Source organism: Clostridium phoceensis (assembly GCF_001244495.1).
Taxonomy (GTDB): Bacteria; Bacillota; Clostridia; order Oscillospirales; family Oscillospiraceae; genus Lawsonibacter; species Lawsonibacter asaccharolyticus.
The window spans coordinates 410,747-431,064 of the sequence record NZ_LN866274.1 but is presented as its reverse complement, the minus strand read 5'-3'; the positions used below and the strand labels follow the sequence as shown (position 1 = coordinate 431,064).

Annotated in this window: 16 protein-coding genes; 10 read left to right on the top strand and 6 right to left on the bottom strand. The window is 62.2% G+C overall.

Annotation, left to right across the window (positions count from 1 at the left end):
- Positions 1-39: 39 nt before the first annotated feature.
- The 3 genes from BN1969_RS02840 to BN1969_RS02830 form a co-directional block, all read right to left on the bottom strand.
- Positions 40-1,362, bottom strand: coding sequence for an aspartate aminotransferase family protein (locus tag BN1969_RS02840; protein ID WP_050622905.1), 1,323 nt, complete (start codon positions 1,360-1,362; stop codon positions 40-42).
- A gap of 143 nt (positions 1,363-1,505) precedes the next feature.
- A complete protein-coding gene (locus tag BN1969_RS02835) occupies positions 1,506-2,135 on the bottom strand; it encodes a GntR family transcriptional regulator (protein ID WP_050622904.1) in 630 nt (209 codons plus the stop codon).
- A 65-nt stretch (positions 2,136-2,200) separates the two neighbouring features.
- On the bottom strand, positions 2,201-3,187 hold the full coding sequence (locus BN1969_RS02830) for a carbohydrate kinase family protein (RefSeq protein ID WP_050622903.1): 987 nt from the start codon (positions 3,185-3,187) through the stop codon (positions 2,201-2,203).
- A 268-nt stretch (positions 3,188-3,455) separates the two neighbouring features.
- Between BN1969_RS02830 and BN1969_RS02825 the strand changes: the two genes are divergently transcribed.
- Positions 3,456-3,677 (top strand): hypothetical protein, encoded by a 222-nt coding sequence (locus BN1969_RS02825; RefSeq protein WP_050622902.1) that lies wholly within the window; start codon positions 3,456-3,458, stop codon positions 3,675-3,677.
- 65 nt (positions 3,678-3,742) lie between these two features.
- Here BN1969_RS02825 and BN1969_RS02820 read toward each other — a convergent pair whose 3' ends face one another.
- Positions 3,743-7,309, bottom strand: a complete 3,567-nt coding sequence (locus BN1969_RS02820) for an S-layer homology domain-containing protein (protein ID WP_050622901.1) — start codon at positions 7,307-7,309, stop codon at positions 3,743-3,745.
- A 551-nt stretch (positions 7,310-7,860) separates the two neighbouring features.
- Here BN1969_RS02820 and BN1969_RS02815 point away from each other — a divergent pair.
- From BN1969_RS02815 to BN1969_RS02790, 6 genes are all read left to right on the top strand, one after another.
- Complete coding sequence (locus tag BN1969_RS02815) at positions 7,861-9,279, top strand: MATE family efflux transporter (RefSeq protein ID WP_077138682.1); 1,419 nt, start codon at positions 7,861-7,863, stop codon at positions 9,277-9,279.
- A 224-nt stretch (positions 9,280-9,503) separates the two neighbouring features.
- Entirely contained in the window at positions 9,504-10,265 is a 762-nt protein-coding gene (locus tag BN1969_RS02810) for a threonine/serine exporter family protein (RefSeq protein WP_050622899.1), read from the top strand.
- Between the two features lie 21 nt (positions 10,266-10,286).
- Positions 10,287-10,739 carry a threonine/serine exporter family protein gene (locus BN1969_RS02805; RefSeq protein ID WP_050622898.1) on the top strand — a complete coding sequence of 151 codons (453 nt, stop codon included), beginning with the start codon at positions 10,287-10,289 and terminating at the stop codon, positions 10,737-10,739.
- Between the two features lie 51 nt (positions 10,740-10,790).
- Positions 10,791-11,771, top strand: coding sequence for a GDSL-type esterase/lipase family protein (locus BN1969_RS02800; protein ID WP_050622897.1), 981 nt, complete (start codon positions 10,791-10,793; stop codon positions 11,769-11,771).
- Entirely contained in the window at positions 11,768-12,244 is a 477-nt protein-coding gene (locus tag BN1969_RS02795) for a DUF4358 domain-containing protein (RefSeq protein WP_050622896.1), read from the top strand. The genes BN1969_RS02800 and BN1969_RS02795 overlap by 4 nt, the downstream gene beginning before the upstream one ends.
- Positions 12,245-12,398: 154 nt before the next feature.
- Complete coding sequence (locus tag BN1969_RS02790; protein WP_050622895.1) at positions 12,399-13,202, top strand: cell wall hydrolase; 804 nt, start codon at positions 12,399-12,401, stop codon at positions 13,200-13,202.
- 128 nt (positions 13,203-13,330) lie between these two features.
- Here the strand turns inward: BN1969_RS02790 and BN1969_RS02785 are convergent, their stop codons facing one another.
- Together BN1969_RS02785 and BN1969_RS02780 are read right to left on the bottom strand one after the other, a co-directional pair.
- Entirely contained in the window at positions 13,331-14,989 is a 1,659-nt protein-coding gene (locus BN1969_RS02785; protein ID WP_050622894.1) for a ribonuclease J, read from the bottom strand.
- A 382-nt stretch (positions 14,990-15,371) separates the two neighbouring features.
- Positions 15,372-17,750: a sugar phosphate nucleotidyltransferase gene (locus BN1969_RS02780; protein WP_147576982.1), complete on the bottom strand. Its 2,379-nt coding sequence runs from the start codon at positions 17,748-17,750 to the stop codon at positions 15,372-15,374.
- A gap of 259 nt (positions 17,751-18,009) precedes the next feature.
- On the opposite strand from BN1969_RS02780, the gene BN1969_RS02775 reads away from it, so the two are divergent.
- The 3 genes from BN1969_RS02775 to BN1969_RS02765 all read left to right on the top strand — a co-directional run bounded on the left by BN1969_RS02775 (position 18,010) and on the right by BN1969_RS02765 (position 20,125).
- On the top strand, positions 18,010-18,342 hold the full coding sequence (locus BN1969_RS02775) for an arsenate reductase family protein (RefSeq protein WP_050622892.1): 333 nt from the start codon (positions 18,010-18,012) through the stop codon (positions 18,340-18,342).
- A 67-nt stretch (positions 18,343-18,409) separates the two neighbouring features.
- Positions 18,410-19,396, top strand: a complete 987-nt coding sequence (locus BN1969_RS02770; protein WP_050622891.1) for a helix-turn-helix transcriptional regulator — start codon at positions 18,410-18,412, stop codon at positions 19,394-19,396.
- A gap of 51 nt (positions 19,397-19,447) precedes the next feature.
- Complete coding sequence (locus BN1969_RS02765) at positions 19,448-20,125, top strand: response regulator transcription factor (protein WP_050622890.1); 678 nt, start codon at positions 19,448-19,450, stop codon at positions 20,123-20,125.
- Positions 20,126-20,318: the final 193 nt, after the last annotated feature.

Genomic DNA, 20,318 nt, shown 5'->3' with positions numbered 1-20,318 from the left:
CAGAGGAGCGCAGGACCTGTTTTAATGAATCACGGCGGTTCACGCCTCCTGGGCCATGACGGCCAGGGCCTCATCCACGGCGGAGAGGAGGTACTGGATGTCCTCCTCTGTGTGGGCGGGGGAGAAGCAGAGGCGGCTGTTGTGCAGGATGCCGCGGTCCTTCAGCAGGGCCATAAAGCGGCTGTGCTTGGGGAAGCTGGCGTTGGCCAGGGCGTCCCGGTGGTTGATGATCTTCTCCTTCTTGGTGAACACGGGAAAGAGCGCCCCCGGCATCCCCTGGACGATCATGTCCACGCCGTGCTTTCTGGCCAGAGCCTCCATGCCATCCTTGGCCATCTGGGTGTACCGGCGGATCAGGCGGAACGCCTCTCCGTCGTTGGCCTCCAGCTGCCGGATAGTCTCCAGCACAGCCGCGGCGGCCAGGGGATGGCCATTGTAGGTGCCCACGGCCAGGACGCGGTTGTCCTCGATGACCTGCATGACCTCCCGCCGGCCGGCGAAGGCGGCCACAGGGAAGCCGCCGCCGATGGCCTTAGCAAAGGTGCACAGGTCGGGGGTGACGCCGAAGTACTCCTGGGCGCCTCCCAGCGCCAGGCGGAAGCCGGTGAGGGTCTCGTCAAAGACCATCAGCACGCCATACCGGGTACACAGCTCCCGCAGTCCCTCCAGAAAGCCGGGCTCAGGCATGCAGCCGGTCATATTCAGGGTCACGGGCTCCATGATGACGCAGGCGATCTGATCCCCCTGCTCCTGGAACAGGGCGGCCAGCCCCTCCAGATCGTTGTATTCTGCCAGGAGGCAGTCATCCAGGGCGTGGGGGGCGCGGCCCTCGGTGTAGCACATGGCGGAGTAGAAGTCATCCGGGTCCACGCCGTCCCGGGCCTGGAGATCGCCGCGGTCGGTGCGGCCGCCCAGAACGAAGTCCATGCCCCCGTTGTACTGCCCCTTGAACTTTACATACAGGGGGCGTCCTGTATAAGCCCGGGCCACCCGGATGGCGTTGAAGACTGCGTCCACGCCGGAGACGGCGAAGCGGACCAGCTCGGCGCAGGGGACCACCTGCTGGATCTTTTCCGCGGCTTCGATGGCAGCCAGGCAGTCCCGGTTCGTGTAGGCCTGGTCCAGCTGCTCCCTGAGGGCCCGGCGCAGCCCCTCGTTGCTGTGGCCCAGAATGGCGGGCCCGGCGGAGAGGGAGAAGTCGTAGTACACATTGCCGTCATAGTCGGTCATGCGGCAGCCCTCGGCGCTTTTGACATAGACCGGAGCGACGCCTTTGGCCTTCTTGAAATTGGACAGGACACCGCCGGCCAGACAGCGGCTGGCGCGCTGGAACAGAGCTTCATTTTCCGTATGGACAGTCATGTGGGTGGCCTCCTTGTGGATCGTTGTGCTCTGAGTATAACAGATGCATACATCTTGGTCAATAGAAAAAGTCTAAATTAAAAAAGAAAATTATAAGATGCATACAATAAGAGATCCCCCGGCAGTGTCGGGGGATCTCCAAATCAATATTGAATGTGGTTCTCCAGCAGCTCTGTCAGCCGCGCCAGATCCCGGCGGCGGATGCAGTCCAGGATGGCCAGGTGCTCCGTAAGGCTCTCCTCCACCCGGGAGAGCAGGCGGACCGACAGGTACTGATACCGGCGCAGCACGGCCCGCAGGTCGTTGGTGGCCTTCTGGGCATAGCGGTTGCCGCTCTTTTGCAGGATCTGGTCGTGGAGGGCCCAGTCCGCGTCGGCAAACTCCTCCACGCGGACAGTCTCTCCCTGTTCCAGCCGTACCTGGAGGGAGCGGAAGCGGGCCTCCAGGGCGTCCAGCTCCTCTGGGGAGAAAGCGCCAATGGCGGTCCGGGCGGCCAGAACCTCCAGGGCCTGGCGCACCGCGTAGGCATCCTCGATGTCCTTCTGGGTGGCAGATTTGACGAAGGTGCCCACGCCGTCCCGGATCTCCACCAGGTCGTCCCGCATCAGCATCTTCAGGGCCTCCCGGATGGGGGTGCGGCTCATGTTCAGCTTCTGGGCCAGGGCCACCTCGCTGAGCATGGCGCCGGGGGGGAGCTGATTGTCCAGGATACGGCGCTTCAGGGTGTCATAGGCGAACTCTGCGCGGCTGGTCTTTTTCTCTTTGACGGGCAAAGGGCCACCTCCTTCAAGACGGAATGACTGATTATAACACGGAAAGGGAGAGGGAACAAGAGGATTCATAGGGAGAGGGGGGCGGGCTCTCCCATCCGGGCCACCACCTGGGCCAGCTCCGGGATGCTGGGGATGCCGCCGGGGTGCTGAGTGGAGAGGCTGGCGGCGGTGACGGCAAAGCGGGCGATCTCCTCCAGGCCGCCCCGGTCCAGCTCCTCCGGGGGGACGCGGAAGTCCAGCAGGCGGTGGAGGGCGCTCCCGCCGAAGATGTCGCCCGCGCCGGTGGTATCCACAGGGGAGACCTGGGGGGCGGTCAGGGCACAGCTCCCCCTCCGGTTCTGGAGGTAGCAGCCCCGGGGACCCAGGGTGACCATGGCCAGGGAGACGCCGCACTCCTCCAGCAGGCGGCGGGCCCCCTCCTGGGGGGAGCAGCCCCAGAGGAAGTCCACCTCCTCGTCGCTGAGCTTGACCACATCCGCCTGGCACAGGCTCCACAGGATCTGGGCCCGGGCCTCCGCGGGGGAGGGCCAGAGGGGGAGACGCAGGTTGGGATCAAAGGTGACGGTCCGGCCCAGCTCCCGGGCGTAGGCCACCGCGGCCCGGGTGGCGGATCGGGCGGGCTCGTCAGTGAGGCTGAGGGAGCCGAAGTGGAAGAGACGGCAGCGCTGGATGAGGGAGCGGTCCACCTCCTCCCACCGGAGCTGGGTGTCCGCCCCCGGCTTGCGTGCAAAGCTGAAGGAGCGGTCCCCCGCGGCATCCAGGGTGACAAAGGCCAGAGTGGTGAAGGCGGAGGAGGTGAGGCGGATGCCCCGGGTCTGGACTCCAGCCCGGCGCAGGGACTCCAGAAGGAGGTGGCCGAAGGCATCCTCTCCCACCTTGCCCAGAAAGGCGGTGCGCCGGCCATATCTGCTCAGGGCGGCCAGAAGATTGCCCGGCGCGCCCCCGGGATTGGCCTTGAGCGTGGGACAGCCCGCCCCATCGGTGGACACGGGGGTAAAATCAATGAGCAGCTCGCCCAGGGCCACAACGTCATAGACAGCTTCCTCACACATAAAAACACCTCCACAGCGGCCGTGGGGCCCACGGCCGGGATCGTATTTCCATTATATCCGAGAGTAAGAAGAAAATCCAGAAAAAGCGGGGGCGCGCACGATGCGCCCCTCAAAAATGCCCATGGGTCCTGTGGAGGCGGGACAGAAATGGGCATAGTCCCGCTTGATTTCCATAATTTGTATTGAAACGTCTCACAAAAAGCTCTTTCCCTCCGGTTTTGAGCGGGTCCGGATCTGCCGGGCCCAGTCAGGACAGGAGGGATTTTTTATGGCAAGGGGACAGACTCAGTATTATGGACTGAATCAATGGGAGGCTGCGGACCAGGTGCTCCGGACGGAGTTTAACGCGGATAATCAAAAGATCGACGGGGCGCTGAAAGCCATGCGGGATCTGATCGTCAGCCCCAGCGTTCTCAATGCGGTACTGGATAAGCTGCGCAGTGATATCAACGCCCTGTCTGCCCGGGTGGATAAGCTGGAGGAGAGGTGAGAGAGCCCCCCGGAGCAAATGCTCCGGGGGGCTGTTAAATTGCGTGAATCAGAATCTCACTCTAATCAGCGCTTCTGACCAATGGTGAGGGTCAGCGCACCGTCAGCATCATACTCCACAACATACTCACCGGTAATCACGGCCTTGGTGCCGAGATCTTCGTAGTAGTACAGAGTAGTGGTAGTACCAGGGGTACTGTTCTGCTGAGTCTCACAAGTGGAATCACTGTAGAGCTTTCCATCAGCCGCCAACTTAAGGGCTAGCTGGAAATCCGCATCGGAGTTGGTCACCGAAACAGATTTAATGACAGGATCCTTGCCCTCCACAGTGAGCTCGGCGTCACATACGGCGTTGCCGTCAATGCGGAACTCACGGACCCCGTTATGTTCGTCACTGGCCTTAACCTCGGTCCCGGTAAAGGTGTAGCGCTCACCGACCTTTACTTTATTGCCGGTATTGACGGGATTACCATCTTTATCGGTAACAGTGATCTTCCACACAGCAGAATCACTATAGGTCAGGGTGTACTCATCGGCCTTGGTCTCTACGTCGATTACCACGTTCTCCAGACCGGCGGGAATGGTGACGGTCCAGTTCTTGGTGTCGATCTTGGCGGTAACATTGCAATCAACAGAAGTGATGGTGTAGCCCTCCTTGGGGGTCAGTGTCACCACAACCTCCTCATCGGTCTTAGCGCTGTCCTTGTCGCCAGTAGCATTACCATTCACAGTGATGGTGCGGCCGTTGGCGGTGGCCTTCGCGTTGATCGTCCGGTCTCCAGTAATAGTGTACTCGCCGCTCGGGTCCGCAGCAAAGGAGTAGCCGGGCTTGGCGGTGGCGGCCACGGTGATCTTGGTGCCGGCAACGATCTCCACAGGCCCGGTGTAGGGCTCGCCGTCGATGGTCACGTCGGCGTTCTCAACATCGACAGTCACGGTGTAAGAGATGATGGGGTCCACCACGGGCTTATAGATGATATATACCAGCTCGGCGTACTCCTCGTCCTTCTCCACCACGGTGACGTAGGTCAGATAGTCGATGCCGTCCTGCTCCTCGGGCTCATCCTCAAGGATCATGTCGCTGATGCCGCCCTCAGAGACGGAGTACTTCCAGCCGCCCGTATAAGCGGCATAGGAACCAGCAGCCTTAAACTCAGCGGGCTTCTTGGGCTCCATCTCCACGTAGACGAAGACGGTCCCCTCATCGCCGCTGTCGGTGTCGAACTTGACTTCCTTGGACTGGGTGGTGGTCAGCCAGAAGGCGTCATCGCCGGTGGCGTTGACCACGTTGTCCTCCAGCGCGACCTCCCGGTACTCGGTGATGTACTGCTCATCGGTGGTCTTCACAGCCTTGTACAGGGTGCCCTCTTTCAGCGCGTTCAGATCCTGGTCGATGAACACGGACTGCTTCTGGCCGTCCACATAGGCGTTGAAGTACTCCCAGTAGTAGTCGCCGTCGTACTTCAGGGACTCGCGCTTGGTGCTGGTCAGGTAGAAGTAGGTGCTGTCCTCGTCATAGATCTCGCCATCCAGGATGAAGACGATCTCAGCCACGCGGCCGTCCATGACATAAGCCAGCTGGGCCTTCTCCACGTTGGGCACCTCGTCGTAGCCGATGTAGGCCACGTTGTTCATGGTGTCCACGAAGATGGTCTGCTTGTCAACGATGAACTCGTTGTTGCCCTGGGAGACATAGGCCTTGCCGTTCTTGATCTCGGCATCGGGATTAGCAACAAAGGTGTCACCAGCCTCCTTGGCGGGCAGGTACTTGTCGTTGACCTCCTTCAGGGAGTAGACATTGCTGCTCTCGCTGACGGTGTAGGCCCAGATGCGCTCGTCGATGTTGGTGGCGTTCTTAACAACGTGCTCGGAATCATTGTCCCACTTAATATCCTGGCTGACGCCGTGGGTATCCTTGTAGGTGTCCTTCAGCTCCACCTTGGGGCTGGTGCCGTCGGCCAGGTCAACGCGGGCGACCCAGTCGCGCAGCTCCTCGTCGGAGTCCTCCACGTACAGGTACTTGGTCTCGGACTCGCCGGCCAGCTTGAAGCCCAGAACGTAGCCGTTGGGATCCAGGTACAGGTCGTAGTCCTCACCCAGCTCGGGGTGCTCATCGGTGTTGCTGTCCAGATCGTAGACGATGTGGTTTGCACCGGAGTAGGGGTACTTGGTGCCGTCGTCCAGCTTCAGATAGGTGTCGTCGCTGTCGCGGTCGTTCTCCACGCGGCTGACCTCACCGGTCGCGACCTCGGGAGTGATGACCTCGGCAATGTAGAAGTCGTCGTCCTCGTTCTGGTCGATGGTGAAGACGATGTAGTCGTCCTCCTCATAGCCCTCGACATAGAAGTCGCGGTCGTCCAGTTTGGCGTCGTCCTGGCTCAGATTGGACAGGGCCTTGACGTTGATGTACTCGCCGTCGTCGTCGGTCTTCACCTTGGAGACCTGGCCCATGTAGTAGTTGATGGCGACCACAGTGACGGTGGTGTCAGCGTCGTCCACATAGATCTCGGTGACGGTGCCCTTGCCGGTGTACTGATAGTCAGCATCTTCGCCCCGCTCAGGAACGTCGTTGCCCACGCTGTTGTCATAGACGGTGTCAGCGACATCGGTGCCCTCGTCATAGACCTTCTCGCCGTTGACATAGACGGTCCACTCATAATCGTCCTCGTTGCAGACGGACTTGCCCAGATCCTTGTACACATCGTCCTCATCGGTGCCGGTGGTATAGGTGTAGGTGGGGGTGTTGGGAACGGTGATGATCTCGTCCTTGTCCAGCATGCGGACCATGGAGGCGATCAGGCCGCCGTCCTCGGTCAGAGTATCGGTCTTGCTGGTGTCGCCGGCATCGGTCTTGACATTGTAAGAGCCGGTGCCCCAGGTGGTGGCGGGACGGCCATAGATGGTCTCGGTGTCGGTCTTATAGACCAGGTCGAAGTTCTTGTAGCCCAGGGTCTGCAGGTAGTTGAACTCCAGGGAGTAGATGATGCCCTGGTTCTCGTTGTAGTACACACCCAGCAGCTCGTTGTACTGAACAGGCACGGCCTTGGTCAGGGCGTTGAACACCAGCTCAGCCACGTTGTCGCGGGTCAGCCCGGCGTTGGCGGTGAGCTTCAGGTCGCCATACAGGCCCAGAGCGGTGCCCTTGGCGGTGGCGGCCAGCATCCAGTCATTGCCGAAGTCAGCGGCGCTCTGGAAGTAGCCCAGGGCGCGGCACAGCATCAGCACGGCCTGCGCGGTGGTCACGGTGGCGTTGGGGTCGAACTTGCCGTCGCCCACGCCGGCCACGATGCCCAGGCTGGAGCACAGGTTCACATAGCCCTGCGCCCAGGCGGGGACATCGGTGAACACGCTGGTCTCCGCGAACTGGTTGACGTTCACACCGGCGCCATACAGCATGGTGCAGATGATGACCGCCATCTCGGCGCGGGTGACTACGTTCTCGGGGCCGAAGGACCCGTCCTCGTAGCCTTCGAACATGCCGATGGCAGAGGTGACCGCCACGGCATCCTGATTGACGATCTCAGCCTTGTCGGTGAAATCGTCGATACCCTTAGCGCTGGAGCCCACGACCATCATGCCCAGGAGCATAACGGAAGCCAGAGCCAGGCTGAGAGCACGCTTCAGGTTTCTCATTGGATATTCCTCCTTTTTATATTGACAAAAGTCGCTGTTTTCTGACAAACCGGGCCTTTTCTAGAACATTTCGGCCCACTATGCCTGTACAACACTTCTGACACAGGAGGAATTGGTTATAAAAAGGGGGAGATCAGGGGAAAAATCCCTGAGATCACGCCCAAAAAGTTTACCTGGTAGACATTTGGTAGACACATGAAAACAGAAGGGGCGGCAAGGCCCTGAAACATCAGGCCCCCGCCGCCCTTTTTTGGTAGACTTTTGGTAGACGAAAATTCAAATCGCATAGCACATAGGGAGTCCCGCAGGCCGGAGCATCTCCTGCGCTTGAGGGACAAGGAGAGAAGCGGAGTAGGAACCTTGTAAAAGTAACGGAAATTTTGTGAAAAACTTAGCGACGGACAGGCGAATAGAGGAAATTTCAGAGAAATGGGAAGAAGGGCCTTGAAAAGTGGGCGGGAGTGTGTTAAGGATTATATAGTAGAGATAGAGTGTGACCAGAGAAGGTCTGAAGCTTTCGGGATAGATGGAAAGGAATGGCGGATCGACCCATGAGAAGACAGAGCAAGGGCTATGAAATCGATATGTGCAACGGGACGCTTGCCAACAAGATCCTGCTGTTTGCGCTGCCGCTGATGGCCTCCAGCCTGCTGCAGCTCCTGTTCAATGCGGCGGATGTGGTGGTGGTAGGCCAGTTCTGCGGAAAGGCGTCCCTGGCTGCTGTGGGCTCCAACACCGCGCTGATCAATCTGCTGGTCAACCTGTTTGTAGGTCTGTCGGTGGGTGCCAATGTGGTGGTCGCCCAGGACCTGGGCGCCGGACGGAAGGCCGAGGCCAACCGCGCTGTGCACACCTCCATCCTGCTGGCTATGATCAGCGGCGTGGTCTTGATGATCTTCGGCGTCATTATGGCCCGCCAAATGCTGGAGTGGATGTCCTCCCCGGAAAATGTGATCGGGCTGGCCTCGGTGTATCTGAGGATTTACTTCATCGGCATGCCGGCCACCATGGTGTACAACTTCGGCAGTGCCATCCTGCGCGCCAAGGGAGACACCCAGCGTCCGCTCTATTTCCTGCTGGCTGCAGGTGTGCTCAATGTGGTGCTGAACCTGTTCTTTGTCATCGTTTGCAGGTTGGATGTGGCAGGTGTCGCCATGGCCACCAGCATTTCCCAGTATGTCTCTGCCTGGCTGATCCTGCGCTGCCTGATGCGGGAGCACGGGGCGCTGCACCTGAACCTTCACCGGATGCACTTGAATAAGCGGGTCATCGGCCGGATCTTTCAGGTGGGCCTGCCCGCCGGCTTCCAGGGCGTCATCTTCTCCCTGTCCAATGTGGTGATCCAGTCCTCCATCAACTCCTTCGGCGACACGGTAATGGCGGGGTCCGCCGCAGCCCAGAATATCGAGGGCTTCGTTTACGCGGCCATGAACGCTTTCTATCAGAGCGCCCTGACCTTCAGCGGGCAGAACTATGGTGCCGGCAAATGCGACCGCGTGGACAAGGTGGCCCTCTACTGCCAGGGCTTTGTGATTCTGACCGGCCTGATCCTGGGTAACCTGGCCTTTTTCTTCGGCTCTCAGCTCCTTGGCATCTACGCACCTGGGGAGCCGGATGTGATCCAGCAGGGACTGGTGCGGATGTCCTATATCGGCCGGCTGTACGCCATCTGTGGTATTATGGATACCATGGTGGGCATCCTAAGAGGGATCGGCTATTCTATCGTGCCCATGGTGGTCTCCCTGCTGGGCTCCTGTGTGCTGCGCCTGCTGTGGGTCTGGTTCGTGTTCCCCCTGGACCCGGTTCCAGGGAACCTGTATATCTCTTATCCCATCACCTGGGCAATCACAGGAGCGGTCCACATCATCATGTTCCTGGCGATCCGGAAAAAGGCGTACGCCAAGGTACAGGGGAGCGGTCCCTCCTATCTGTCTGTGGATGGACACCATCCGGAAGCGACGGAGCAGTGAAAAGAAAAAGCGGCTGGGGTCTCTGCGCGGAGATCTCAGCCGCTTCTGCCTGTTTAAAAAGAAAAAATCGACCAACAGAAAACTTTTCTGGCGTCATGACCGTCTGAACTAGGTAGAAGGGCCCCTTCTCTCTGCATGGCCCCGTGGCGCGGGGATTGTAACAAAATTGTTGCTTGCATCCGGCAGTGAAACCCGGTATTCTGTTGCAGGAGGAGGGGGAGGCTATGGACTATGACAGACTGCTCAATCTGACCACGGATCTGGGATACCAGCTGATGGCCAGCGGGGCGGAGATCTACCGGGTGGAGGAATCCATGCATCGGGTGCTGAAGGCCTATGGCCTGGAGCGGCCGGAGGTGTTTGCCATCCCGAACTGCATCATCGTCAGCGTGACTACGCCCCAGGGGCATCCTATCACCCGGATGCGGCGCATCCCGGGCCATGGGACAGACATTGAGCTGCTGGAGCGGTGCAACGACCTGTGCCGGCATCTATGCAGCCAGGTCCCACCACTGGAGGATGCCCAGAGCTTGGTCTCCGCCCTGGAGAGAGGGTATCCCCGCTACTCGTCCCATCAGGTACTGATGGGGTATGGTTTGGCCCCCGCTTTTTTCACCCTTCTATTCGGAGGTCATTTCCTGGACGGCCTGTGTGCTTTCGTGTGCGGCTTGGCGGTAGGGATCTGCCTTTTATATGGGGGGCGGTTCATTGGGAGCAACAGCTTCTTCCGCACCGTAGTATGCAGCACAGTGGGCTCGCTGCTCTCCCTGCTGCTGGTGCGCCTGGGCTTCGGATACGACGTGGATACTGTGACTATCGGTGTGCTGATGGTGCTGGTGCCCGGCGTGGCGCTGACCAACGCCATGCGGGAGATCATGGCCGGGGACATCATCTCGGGCCTGAGCCGGACAGCGGACGCCATCCTGGTAGCTTCGGCCATTGCCCTGGGCACGGTGGTGGGGCTGGCCATCGGCCAGATGCTTTAGGACCGTTGGAGGTGGATCGGGATGGAGCGAATTTTTCTGGACTATGTCTTGCCCTGCCTCTGGGCCTTTCTGGCCTGCGTAGGCTTTACACTGGTCTTCAACATCCACGGCGTAGGAAAGCTGATCTGCGGCTTCGGGGGAGGACTGGGCTGGCTGGTGTATCTGCTGGCGGGCAGCAGCATCGTGGCCGCGTTCCTGGCTGCGGTGGCCATCGGCGTCTTTTCGGAGATCATGGCCCGGCTGCGCCGCTGCCCGGTGACCGGCTATCTGCTGGTAGCACTTCTCCCCCTGGTTCCGGGGGGAGGTATCTATTACGCCATGAGCTACTGCGTGGCGGGAGATACAGACCGGTTCCTGGCTGAGTTGCTGCACACCTTTGGGATGGCGGCGGCCCTGGCGGTGGGAGCCATGCTGGCCTCGTCTGTATTTCGGACGGTGTTTCCTCGGCTGTACCACCGGCCGGCCGGGTCCTGAGACGGGGCAAAGAGAGAGAATCATGCGACTGGAATTTTTGGAGGTAATCTGATGAAGCGTTTTCCTTCCTTTCTCTGTTTCCTGATGGCAGCGGCTATCTCGGCCAGCCTGACCGGGTGCGGCGGCAGCCCCGGCGCAGGCAGCTCCGCCCAGGGACAGTCGGCTGACCCGCCTGCCCAGAGCGCTCAGTCGGAGGCCGGTACCCCGGCGGCTGACCCCTCCGGGGCGCCGGATCATAATGTGCCTGGAGAGGGCCCTGCCGGAGCTGTGCCGGAGGGAGAGCCCTCCACCCTGTCCGGCGGATCAGAACAGGGGCAGAACGTCCCAAACAGCCCGGAGGACAAGCCTGCCCATGTGGGAGAGAGCGGAGAGAGCAGCTACGACTTCTCCCAGCCCGCGCCGGAGAGTCCGGCAGTGGACAACACCTACTTTGAGGACGCCGCTTTTGTGGGGGACTCCCGCACGGACGGCTTCCTGCTTTACAGTGGGATCGGGACTGGGACCAACCTGACCTCCAACGGCCTGTCCATCTTCAAGCTGGCGGAGAAAAAGGCGATCACGATTGATGGGACCGCCTATACGCTGCTGGAGGCCCTGGAGCTGGGCGAATATGGAAAGGTGTACCTGTCCCTGGGCGTCAATGAGCTGGGCTACTACAACGACGAGGGCTTTTACCAGGCATACTGTGACGCCATCGATGCTATCCGGGCTTGCCAGCCCGACGCGGTCATCTACATCCAGGGCCTGATCCCTCTGAACGAGTCGGTGGTGGCGGCATCTGGCGGCCCCAGCTATCTGACCAACGAGCACCTCCGGGTGTACAACGGCCTGATGCAGAAAGCGGCAGAGGAAAAGCAGGTGGTGTTTCTGGACCTGTATTCCGAATTTGCCAATGAGAACGGGGAACTGCCCGAGGAGGCCAGCAAGGACGGGGTGCATCTGAAGAGCGACTACTGCAAGCAGTGGCTGGAGTATCTGAAAGTCCATACTGTGGACTTCGAAACACTTTATCCGGAGGGAACTGAGGCATGAGACGATTTGCTGGGATAGCGGCGGTACTGTTTCTGCTTTTGCTGCCGCTGGCCGCCTGCGGCGGCGCGGAGGAGAAGGCTGGGTTTGACCCGGAGATCACCCTCCAGGCGCTGGCGGACGCTGGAGCCTTCTCTGAGGAACTGGAGGAGCTGGACGGCGACACTGCCTTTACCCTCTACGGCTTGGGAAACTCCGGGCTGGAGCGGGAGGATCTGACCGCCGCCAAGGTACTGCGCTCAGCGGGCGCCACCTGTGAGGAGGGGGCTGTCCTGGTCTTCACCAGCGGGGACCAAGCGCAGACAGCCGTCCAGGTGCTGGGAGACTATGTGCAGAAGCAGATAGACTCCAACCGGGACTACCGTCCTCAGGAGCTGCCCAAGCTGGAGAGCGCCGTCATCCAGCAGCGGGAGAACACTGTGCTGCTGCTGGTGGCCGGTGACCTGGAGGCGGCTCAGGGCGTGCTGGAGCAGTAAAGGGAGATAGACTGGGGGGCGGGCCGCAGATGCGGCCCGCCCCTTTTATGCCTGACTGCCTGGAAGAAAACGGAGCACCAAAACTTACAGCTTGCCTTTGCACTGCATAAAAGTTACAATTTGGTTACAAAATAGAGCAAAGGAGCACGAGAGCATGAGACGACTGTTTTTCCGATGGGCCGCGGCCGCCCTGCTGGCGGGCGCTCTGATGATACCGGCCGCCGAAGCCGCCCAACTCCAGATCGATGACAGGATAGTGGAGCCCTCCGCCGCATGGACGGAGGAGGGGACGCCCTATGTGACGCTGGCCGCCCTGTGCCAGGCGGCGGACGGATACACGCTGAGCTGGAATGGGACAGCGGCGGCGCTGACAGCGGAGGACCTGGAACTGACGGCCACCCCCGGCGCCCTCTACGTGGAGGTCAACGGCAGAGCCCTGTATGTGGAGCACGGGGTACAGGTCCGGGATGGGAGGATCGCCCTGCCCCTGGAGGTGCTGGCAGAGGCCGCCGGTCTCCAGCTGACCTGGGACGAGGTGGAGGGAGCCGCTTGGCTGTCCACTGACCAGGCCCAGCCCGCCTCTGCCAGCTACCCGGCGGAGGACCTGTACTGGCTGTCCAGGATTATCTCGGCAGAGAGCCGGGGGGAACCCCTGCTGGGCCAGATCGCGGTGGGCAACGTGATCCTGAACCGGGTGGAGAGCAGCCAGTACCCCGACACTGTGGAGGGGGTGGTCTTTGACACAAAGTACGGCGTCCAGTTCCAGCCGGTGTCCAACGGGACCATCTATGACGCCCCGGCCTCCTCCAGCCTGGTGGCGGCGAAGCTCTGCCTGGAGGGGGCCGACGTGGTGGGCGAGAGCTTGTATTTTTTCTCCCCTGCCCTGTCGGCAGGCAGATGGATCGTGAGCAACGCCACCTATTATACCACCATCGGTGGACACCAGTTTTATGTCTGAAAAACTGAGGCGCGGAGCATCTGCTCCGCGCCTCAGTTTACTCTTCTTCCAGATATCCCCTTCGGCCTCCGGCGGGGACACACAGGGGAAAACAGGACGGAAAGGGCCCAACCGCCGGGTTGACCGGCTCAGACCTCCATAATAACAGGCAGGATCATGGGGGAGCGCTTGGTCTTCTTATAGAGGTAGTTGGACAGGTCCCCCTTGACCGCACCCTTGATGGCGGACCAGTCGGTGGAATAGCGGGCGTCCACGCTGTTGATGGCCTCCAGGGCCACCTGGCGCAGCTCCTCCATCAGCCCCTCGGACTCCTTCACATAGACGAAGCCTCGGGTGATCAGGTCGGGGCCGGAGACCAGGCTGCCGTCCTCCCCAGACATGGACATGACCACCACGATCATGCCGTCCTGGGCCAGATGGCGGCGGTCCCGCAGCACTACGCTGCCCACGTCGCCCACTCCCAAGCCGTCCACAAAGACCTGGCCCGCAGTGACAGTGCCCGCCAGACGGGCGCTGTTCTGGGTCAGTTCCATGACCCGGCCGATGTCGCTGATGAGGATATGATTGGAGTCCATCCCCATCTCCCGGGCCAGCTTTGCGTGGGTCTGGAGCATGCGCTGCTCTCCGTGGACCGGGATGAAGAACTTGGGCTTGACCAGGGCGTGGATGATCTTCAACTCCTCCTGGCAGGCGTGGCCCGACACGTGGAGGGCCAGCTCCCGCTCGTTGAGCACCTCCGCCCCCTTGCGGTAGAGCTCGTTGATGACGTTGCCAATAGAGTGCTCGTTGCCCGGGATGGCGGAGGCAGAGATGATGATCCGATCCCCGGGGAGGATATCCACCTGCCGGTGGGTGGAGAAGGCCATGCGGGACAGGGCGGACATGGTCTCCCCTTGACTGCCGGTGGTGATGATGCACACCCTGTTCTTGGGCAGGGACTTGATCTGGTTCAGGTCCATCAGCACTCCATCTGGGATGTTCATATAGCCCAGCTCGGTGGACACCTTCATGGCGTTCTCCATGCTGCGGCCAGTGACCGCTACCCGGCGGCCATAGCGGGCGGCTACATCGATGATCTGCTGGAGCCGGTCCACATTGCTTGCGAAGGTAGTGACGATGATGCGCTCCTCACAGCCCTTGAAAAGTGCGTCAAAGGAATTGCCCACGCTGCGCTCACTGCGGGTATAGCCGGGACGCTCCACGTTGGTGGAGTCGGCCAGCAGGGCCAGCACCCCCTCGTTGCCCAGCTGGCCCAGCCGGGCCAGGTCGATCATGCCGCCCTGGATGGGGGTGGCGTCAATCTTGAAGTCACCGGTGTGGACGCAGGTTCCCACCGGGCACTTGATGGCAAAGGCCACCGCGTCGGCGATGGAGTGGTTCACATGGATGAATTCCACGGTGAATTTGCCGGCCTTGATCACGTCGCCCGCCTCGCAGGTGATGATCTTGGTCTTGTCCAGCAGCCGGTGCTCCTCCAGCTTCAGGCGGATCAGGCCGGCGCTCATCCGGGTGGCATAGATGGGGGCGTTCAGGGAGCGGAGGACATAGGGCAGCGCGCCGATATGGTCCTCGTGTCCGTGGGTGATGAAAATCCCCCGGACCTTGTTCTGGTTTTTGATCAGGTAGCTAACGTCGGGGATGACCACGTCGATGCCGTACATGTCGTCATCGGGGAAACCCATGCCGCAGTCTACCACCACGATGTCACCGCCGTATTCATAGACGGTGAGGTTTTTGCCGATCTCGTTGAGACCGCCGAGAGAAATGATCTTCAGTTTTTCAGCCATACGATACTCCTTGTTTTTGATTTGTCAAGTTCTGGTCTATGTACGGCTGGGCGCAAAACGACCGGGCGAAGGACGCCCCTGCTTTCCGGCCCTGCCTCGCCGGGAAACGGGGTGTCTCTTCGCCTGATGGAGCGGGGGCCAGGGGCCGCGCCGCTCCCGGGAGGCCCGCCGGGGCATCCGGCGGTTGCGCTCTCGTCCGTACTGTGTGTGGGTGACCGCCTGCGTGCGGGCCCTGCATGGGTTATATTTAGGCGCGGGGAGGGGGCGCCTGCCACCCTGACGCGCATAAATCCAAAAATAAGCAAAATACAGTATAACACATGGGGCTCGAAAAGTACAGCCTAAATTTTCCGCCCTTTTTCCTGACAGGCAGGTCCTCGGCTTACAGCTGCTCCCCGGCCGGGCTCTCCCTCTGCTCCGGCGGAGGGAGCTGCCGGGACAGCTCCCGGTCCAGCTGGGCGGCCCGGCCCGCGTAGAAGTCGCACAGCTCAGCGGCTACCTCCAGGTCGGGACTCTCCGCCAGGATACGCAGGGCGGGCCGGCGGGACAGGGGGACCAGATAGACCCACCCGTTCCCCGTGTGAATGCGGACCCCCTCCCCGCCTGCAGCGGCCTTCCCCTCCGCCAGGGTCTGCATCAGCAGGCCCCGGTTCCCGTGGAGGGGGACCTCCCGCTTCCAGGAGGAGAAGCGGGGTGTCTTGCTCATCAAGGCCTCCAGCTTCTCACCGGAGGAGCCCATCCTGGAACAGATGCGGGTAGCAGCAAAGGCGGCGTCCCGCAGCCAGGGCAGGGCGGCATACAGGGACAGGGCCTGCTCACCGTCCCGGCCCAGCCGCAGAGCGGTGCCGTGGAATCCTGCGGCCACCAGGTCCACCGCTGCGCTGGCCCCATCGGGCACCGCTACCCGCCCCCCGCCGTCCTCCATCTCGATCAGGCAGACCAGGGTGAGCAGCTGCCCTGGGTCCAGAAGGGTGCCAGACTCGTCCTGAGCGGAGAGGTAGAGCCCGCCGTGGAGCCCAGAGAAGGCGGGCACCCCTTTCCGCCAGCGGTCCAATACCGTGCAGCCCAGGCTGGAAAGGGCCTGCCGGATGGCCCGGTCAGCGGGAGCGGATCCGGGGACGGCCACGGTGATGGAGCGCATGGGGAAACGGTGGAGACGGCTGCGCCTGGCCGCGTCGGCGGCGTAGTCATCACAGCCCGCATGGACCCGGACCACCTCGCCAATCTGACCGGCGGGGACCCGGGGGGCGTCCCCCTGGGCTACGGCGTGTTCCAGCTTCCGCTCCCTGGCCCGGCCCAGAGGCAGGCCGCTGCGGCCGAAGAGATGGAGATAGATGCGGTCCCCCTCCTGCTCCAAAAAGAGAGAGACAGGGATCTGATGGTGCTCCGCCAGCCAGGCGGCCTGGGCGGCGCACTCCAGGTCATGGGCCAGAGGGGTCCCGCCGGCCGCGGCGATGCCGCTGGCGGCCGCCTGGGCCAGCATGCGGGCACCGTTCCCGCCCCAGTAGCCAAGGCCCACCTTGCCCTCGCACCCCAGCACGCCGCCGATGGTCATCAGGGCCTCCGGGCCCAGATCTTCTCCCAGTACGCCCCGGATCACCCCGCCGTCCCCGAACAGAAGAGGCTCCCGGCGGCCGGAGGAAGTGATGGAGCGGGACAGCCGCGTCCCAGCAGGGGCAACCCGGGCTGGCCAGAGGCGCACCCCCTCCAGCAGTACGGCCTTCTCCTCCGCCAAGGCCCTCTCTCCAAGGACGGTCCCCTCGTTGAGGACGGCCTCCGGCCGGGCGGCGGCCCCCTTGCAGAGGATGGCTCCGTAGAGGGTGGTCCGCTCCTCCGCCCGGGCGCCGGGGAGGAGCACCGACCGCTGGACCAGGCTGCGGCGTCCCACCCAGCTGTTCTGCTCCAGCACGGTATGGGGGCCGATCAGGGCGCCCGGCTCCACCGCCGCCCCCGGGCCCAGCCAGCAGGGCGGGATCACGGTGACACCCTCTGGGATGGGCTGGGCGCTCCAGACGCCGGGGGACTGCTGAGGCAGGCCCATATCCAGCTTCACCTTCCCAGAGAGGGCGTCCGCCGCACAGTCCAGATAGGCCCCGCAGTCCCCCATGTCGCACCAGTAGCCGCCGCCGGGGACGCCGTACAGGCCGCCGCCGGACTCCAGCAGGGCTGGGAACACATCCTTTCCAAAATCCCAGGGCCTGTCCGGAGGGATCTGCTCCAGCACCTGGGGGGAGAGCAGATAGATGCCGGTGTTGACCAGATCGGTCACCACCTGCCCCCAGGAGGGCTTCTCCACAAAGCGGACTACCCGCTGCTCCTCGTCGGTGAGGACCAGCCCGTACTCCAGGGGCGCGGGATGACGGAAGAGGACCAGGGTGGCCTGGGCCCGCTTGGCCTGATGGAACTCCATGGCGGCAGTGAGATCCAGGTCGCAGACGCTGTCCCCGCTGATGACCAGGAAGTCCTCTCCCTCCAGGAAGGGGGCGCAGGCCCGCACGCTGCCGGCGGTGCCCAGCGGGGCCTCCTCGATGAAGTAGTGCAGGCGGACCCCCCACTTCTGTCCGTCCCCGAAATAGGACTGCACTGCCTCCGGCATGTAGCACAGGGTGACGGCGATCTCGTCGATCCCGTGGCGCTTGAGCAGGCCGATGATGTGTTCCATCACCGGCCGGCCCAGCAGAGGGACCATGGGCTTCGGCATGCCCAGGGACAGGGGGCGCAGGCGGGTCCCCTCTCCGCCCGCCATAATGACAGCTTTCACGATGTGTTTCCACCCTTCCGGCCGGGCTCCGCCGGGGCGGAGCGGGAACGGCCCTGTATTTGTAGCATCTCCTAGTATGACCAGCCGCCGGGGAAATAAACCGGTTCCGGAGCGGTTTTGACTTGTGCCCTGGGAGGGAATATGTTATACTTAGATATACATAATTTAACAGCCTGAGGAAGGACACAGGGACCATGCAGGCCGCCCTGCCCGGCGGGGGCAGGGGACGAGGCGGCCCGCGCTTCCGGAGGATATCGTAATGAACATACAGATTTTTGGCAGGTCCAAATGCTTTGATACCAAAAAGGCGGAGCGCTGGTTCAAGGAGCGCCGGGTGAGATTTCAGTCTGTGGATGTGGTGAAGTACGGCATGAGCCGGGGGGAGCTGTCCAGCGTGAAGAACGCGGTGGGGCTGGAGGCCCTGGCCGACCCCAAGCACCCAGACTATCCTCTTTTCCAGCATCTGGCCTATGACCAGGACAAGCTGGACCGGCTGTGGGAGGACCAGACCATGCTGCGTACCCCCATCGTGCGAAACGGCAGGCAGGCCACGGTGGGCTACTGTCCCGAGGTGTGGGCCGCCTGGGAGTGAATAGTCCGTTATATGGGACACAGGTTCCGGTATGCTGAGTGCATCACCGGAATGAGGAGGATGACCCATGGCGAAGAGTCCCAATCAAAAGCTGAAACTGCTGTATCTGTATCAGATCCTGCTCCAGCGCACCGACGAGGAGCACCCCATCACCGTCCCCCAGCTGATCGGGGAACTGGACCTGCGGGGCATCCGGGCGGAGCGGAAGAGCGTCTACGACGATCTGGAGGCCCTGCGGCTGTTCGGCCTGGACGTGCAGAGCCGGAAGGGCCGGTCCCCGGGCTGGTTCGTGGGCCGGCGGGAGTTTGAGCTGCCGGAGCTGAAGCTGCTGGTGGACGTGGTGCAGTCCTCCCGCTTCATCACCCGGAAGAAGAGCGACGCCCTGATCCGCAAGCTGGAGGGGCTGGCCAGCAGCCACCAGGCCCGCCAGCTCCAGCGGCAGGTGTACGTCAGCGGCCGGGTCAAGGCCATGAACGAGAGCATATATTATAATGTAGACAAGCTCCACACGGCCCTCTCGGCCCGGAAGAGCATCACCTTCCGCTACTTTGACTACGACATGCACCGGAACAAGGTCTTTCGGCGGGAGGGGCGGCGTTACGCCGTCTCTCCCTACGGCCTGATCTGGAACAGCGAGAATTACTATCTGGTGGCTTACGACATCTCCAACCAGGAGATGCGCCACTACCGGGTGGACAAGATGGCGGAGATCGTGGTCACCGGCCTGCCCCGGGAGGGGGAGGACCGCTACCCGGATTTTGATGTGGCCGCCTATGGCCAGAAGCACTTCGGCATGTACAGCGGGGAGGAGGCCAGCGTCACCCTGCGCTGCCGCAGCCACATGGCGGGGGTGGTGTGGGACCGGTTCGGCCAGGACGTGATCCTGGTGCCGGAGGACGAGGACCACTTCACCGTCACGCTGCCTCTGGTGCTCAGCCCGCAGTTTTTCGGCTGGCTGTTCGGGCTGGAGGACAATGTGGAACTGATCGCGCCCCAAAAAGCGGCGGAGGAATACCGCCGGAAGCTGAAGGCCGTGCTGGAGCAGTACGGCTGAACCCCGCCGGAGGAGGGGCGGGGGACAACAAGACACGGAGGAGGTCGCCCGATGAAACGGATCTTAGTCGTAGACGGGGATACGGGTGTGCGCGCCCGGATCGCAAAACATGCCCGGATGGAGGGCTATGATGTGACAGAGGCGGGGGACGGCGAGACCGCCCTCAGCCTGTCCCGGCAGCAGAACGCATTTGATCTCATGGTCCTGGCGGTGAATCTGCCGGGGATGGACGGCTTTACGGTGTTGAAGGCGGTCCGCACCTTCTCCGCCATCCCGGTGCTGATCCTGTCCAGCAAAAACACGGCGGAGGACCGCATCCATGGCCTGGAGCTGGGGGCGGACGACTATATGACCAAGCCCTTTTCGGCGCGGGAGCTGCTCCTGCGGATCTCGGCTATCCTGAAGCGGTGCAGCACCCTGGCCTCGGAGGAGGCGGAGGTGCTCCGCAGCGGCGGGCTGGTGCTGGACCTGACTGCCCGGCGGGTGGAGGTGGACGGCCGCCAGATCAACCTGACGCCCAGGGAGTTCGACCTGCTCACCGTGCTGATGAGCCACCCGGACGTGGCCTTCTCCCGCAAGCGCCTGCTGGACATCATCTGGGGCGGGGAGCTCTCCACTGACACCCGCACCCTGGACACCCATATCCAGCATATCCGCTGTGCCATCGTCCCGTACAGCGACCGGATCGTCACCCTCCGCGGGGTGGGCTATCGGTTCGAGAAGGAATAAAAAAGAGGCCGGACCCTCAAAAGGTCCGGCCTCTTCCTCTCGTGATCCATCAATACACCGTGCCCCGCCCCAAAAGCCTTCCCCCCTGTGGGGGGAAGGTGTCGCGGCGCGAGCCGTGACGGATGAGGGGTCCTCCTCCCCCCGTACCAGTCACAGAGCATGCCAGAGACAGGCGGGGACAAGCCCCGCCCCT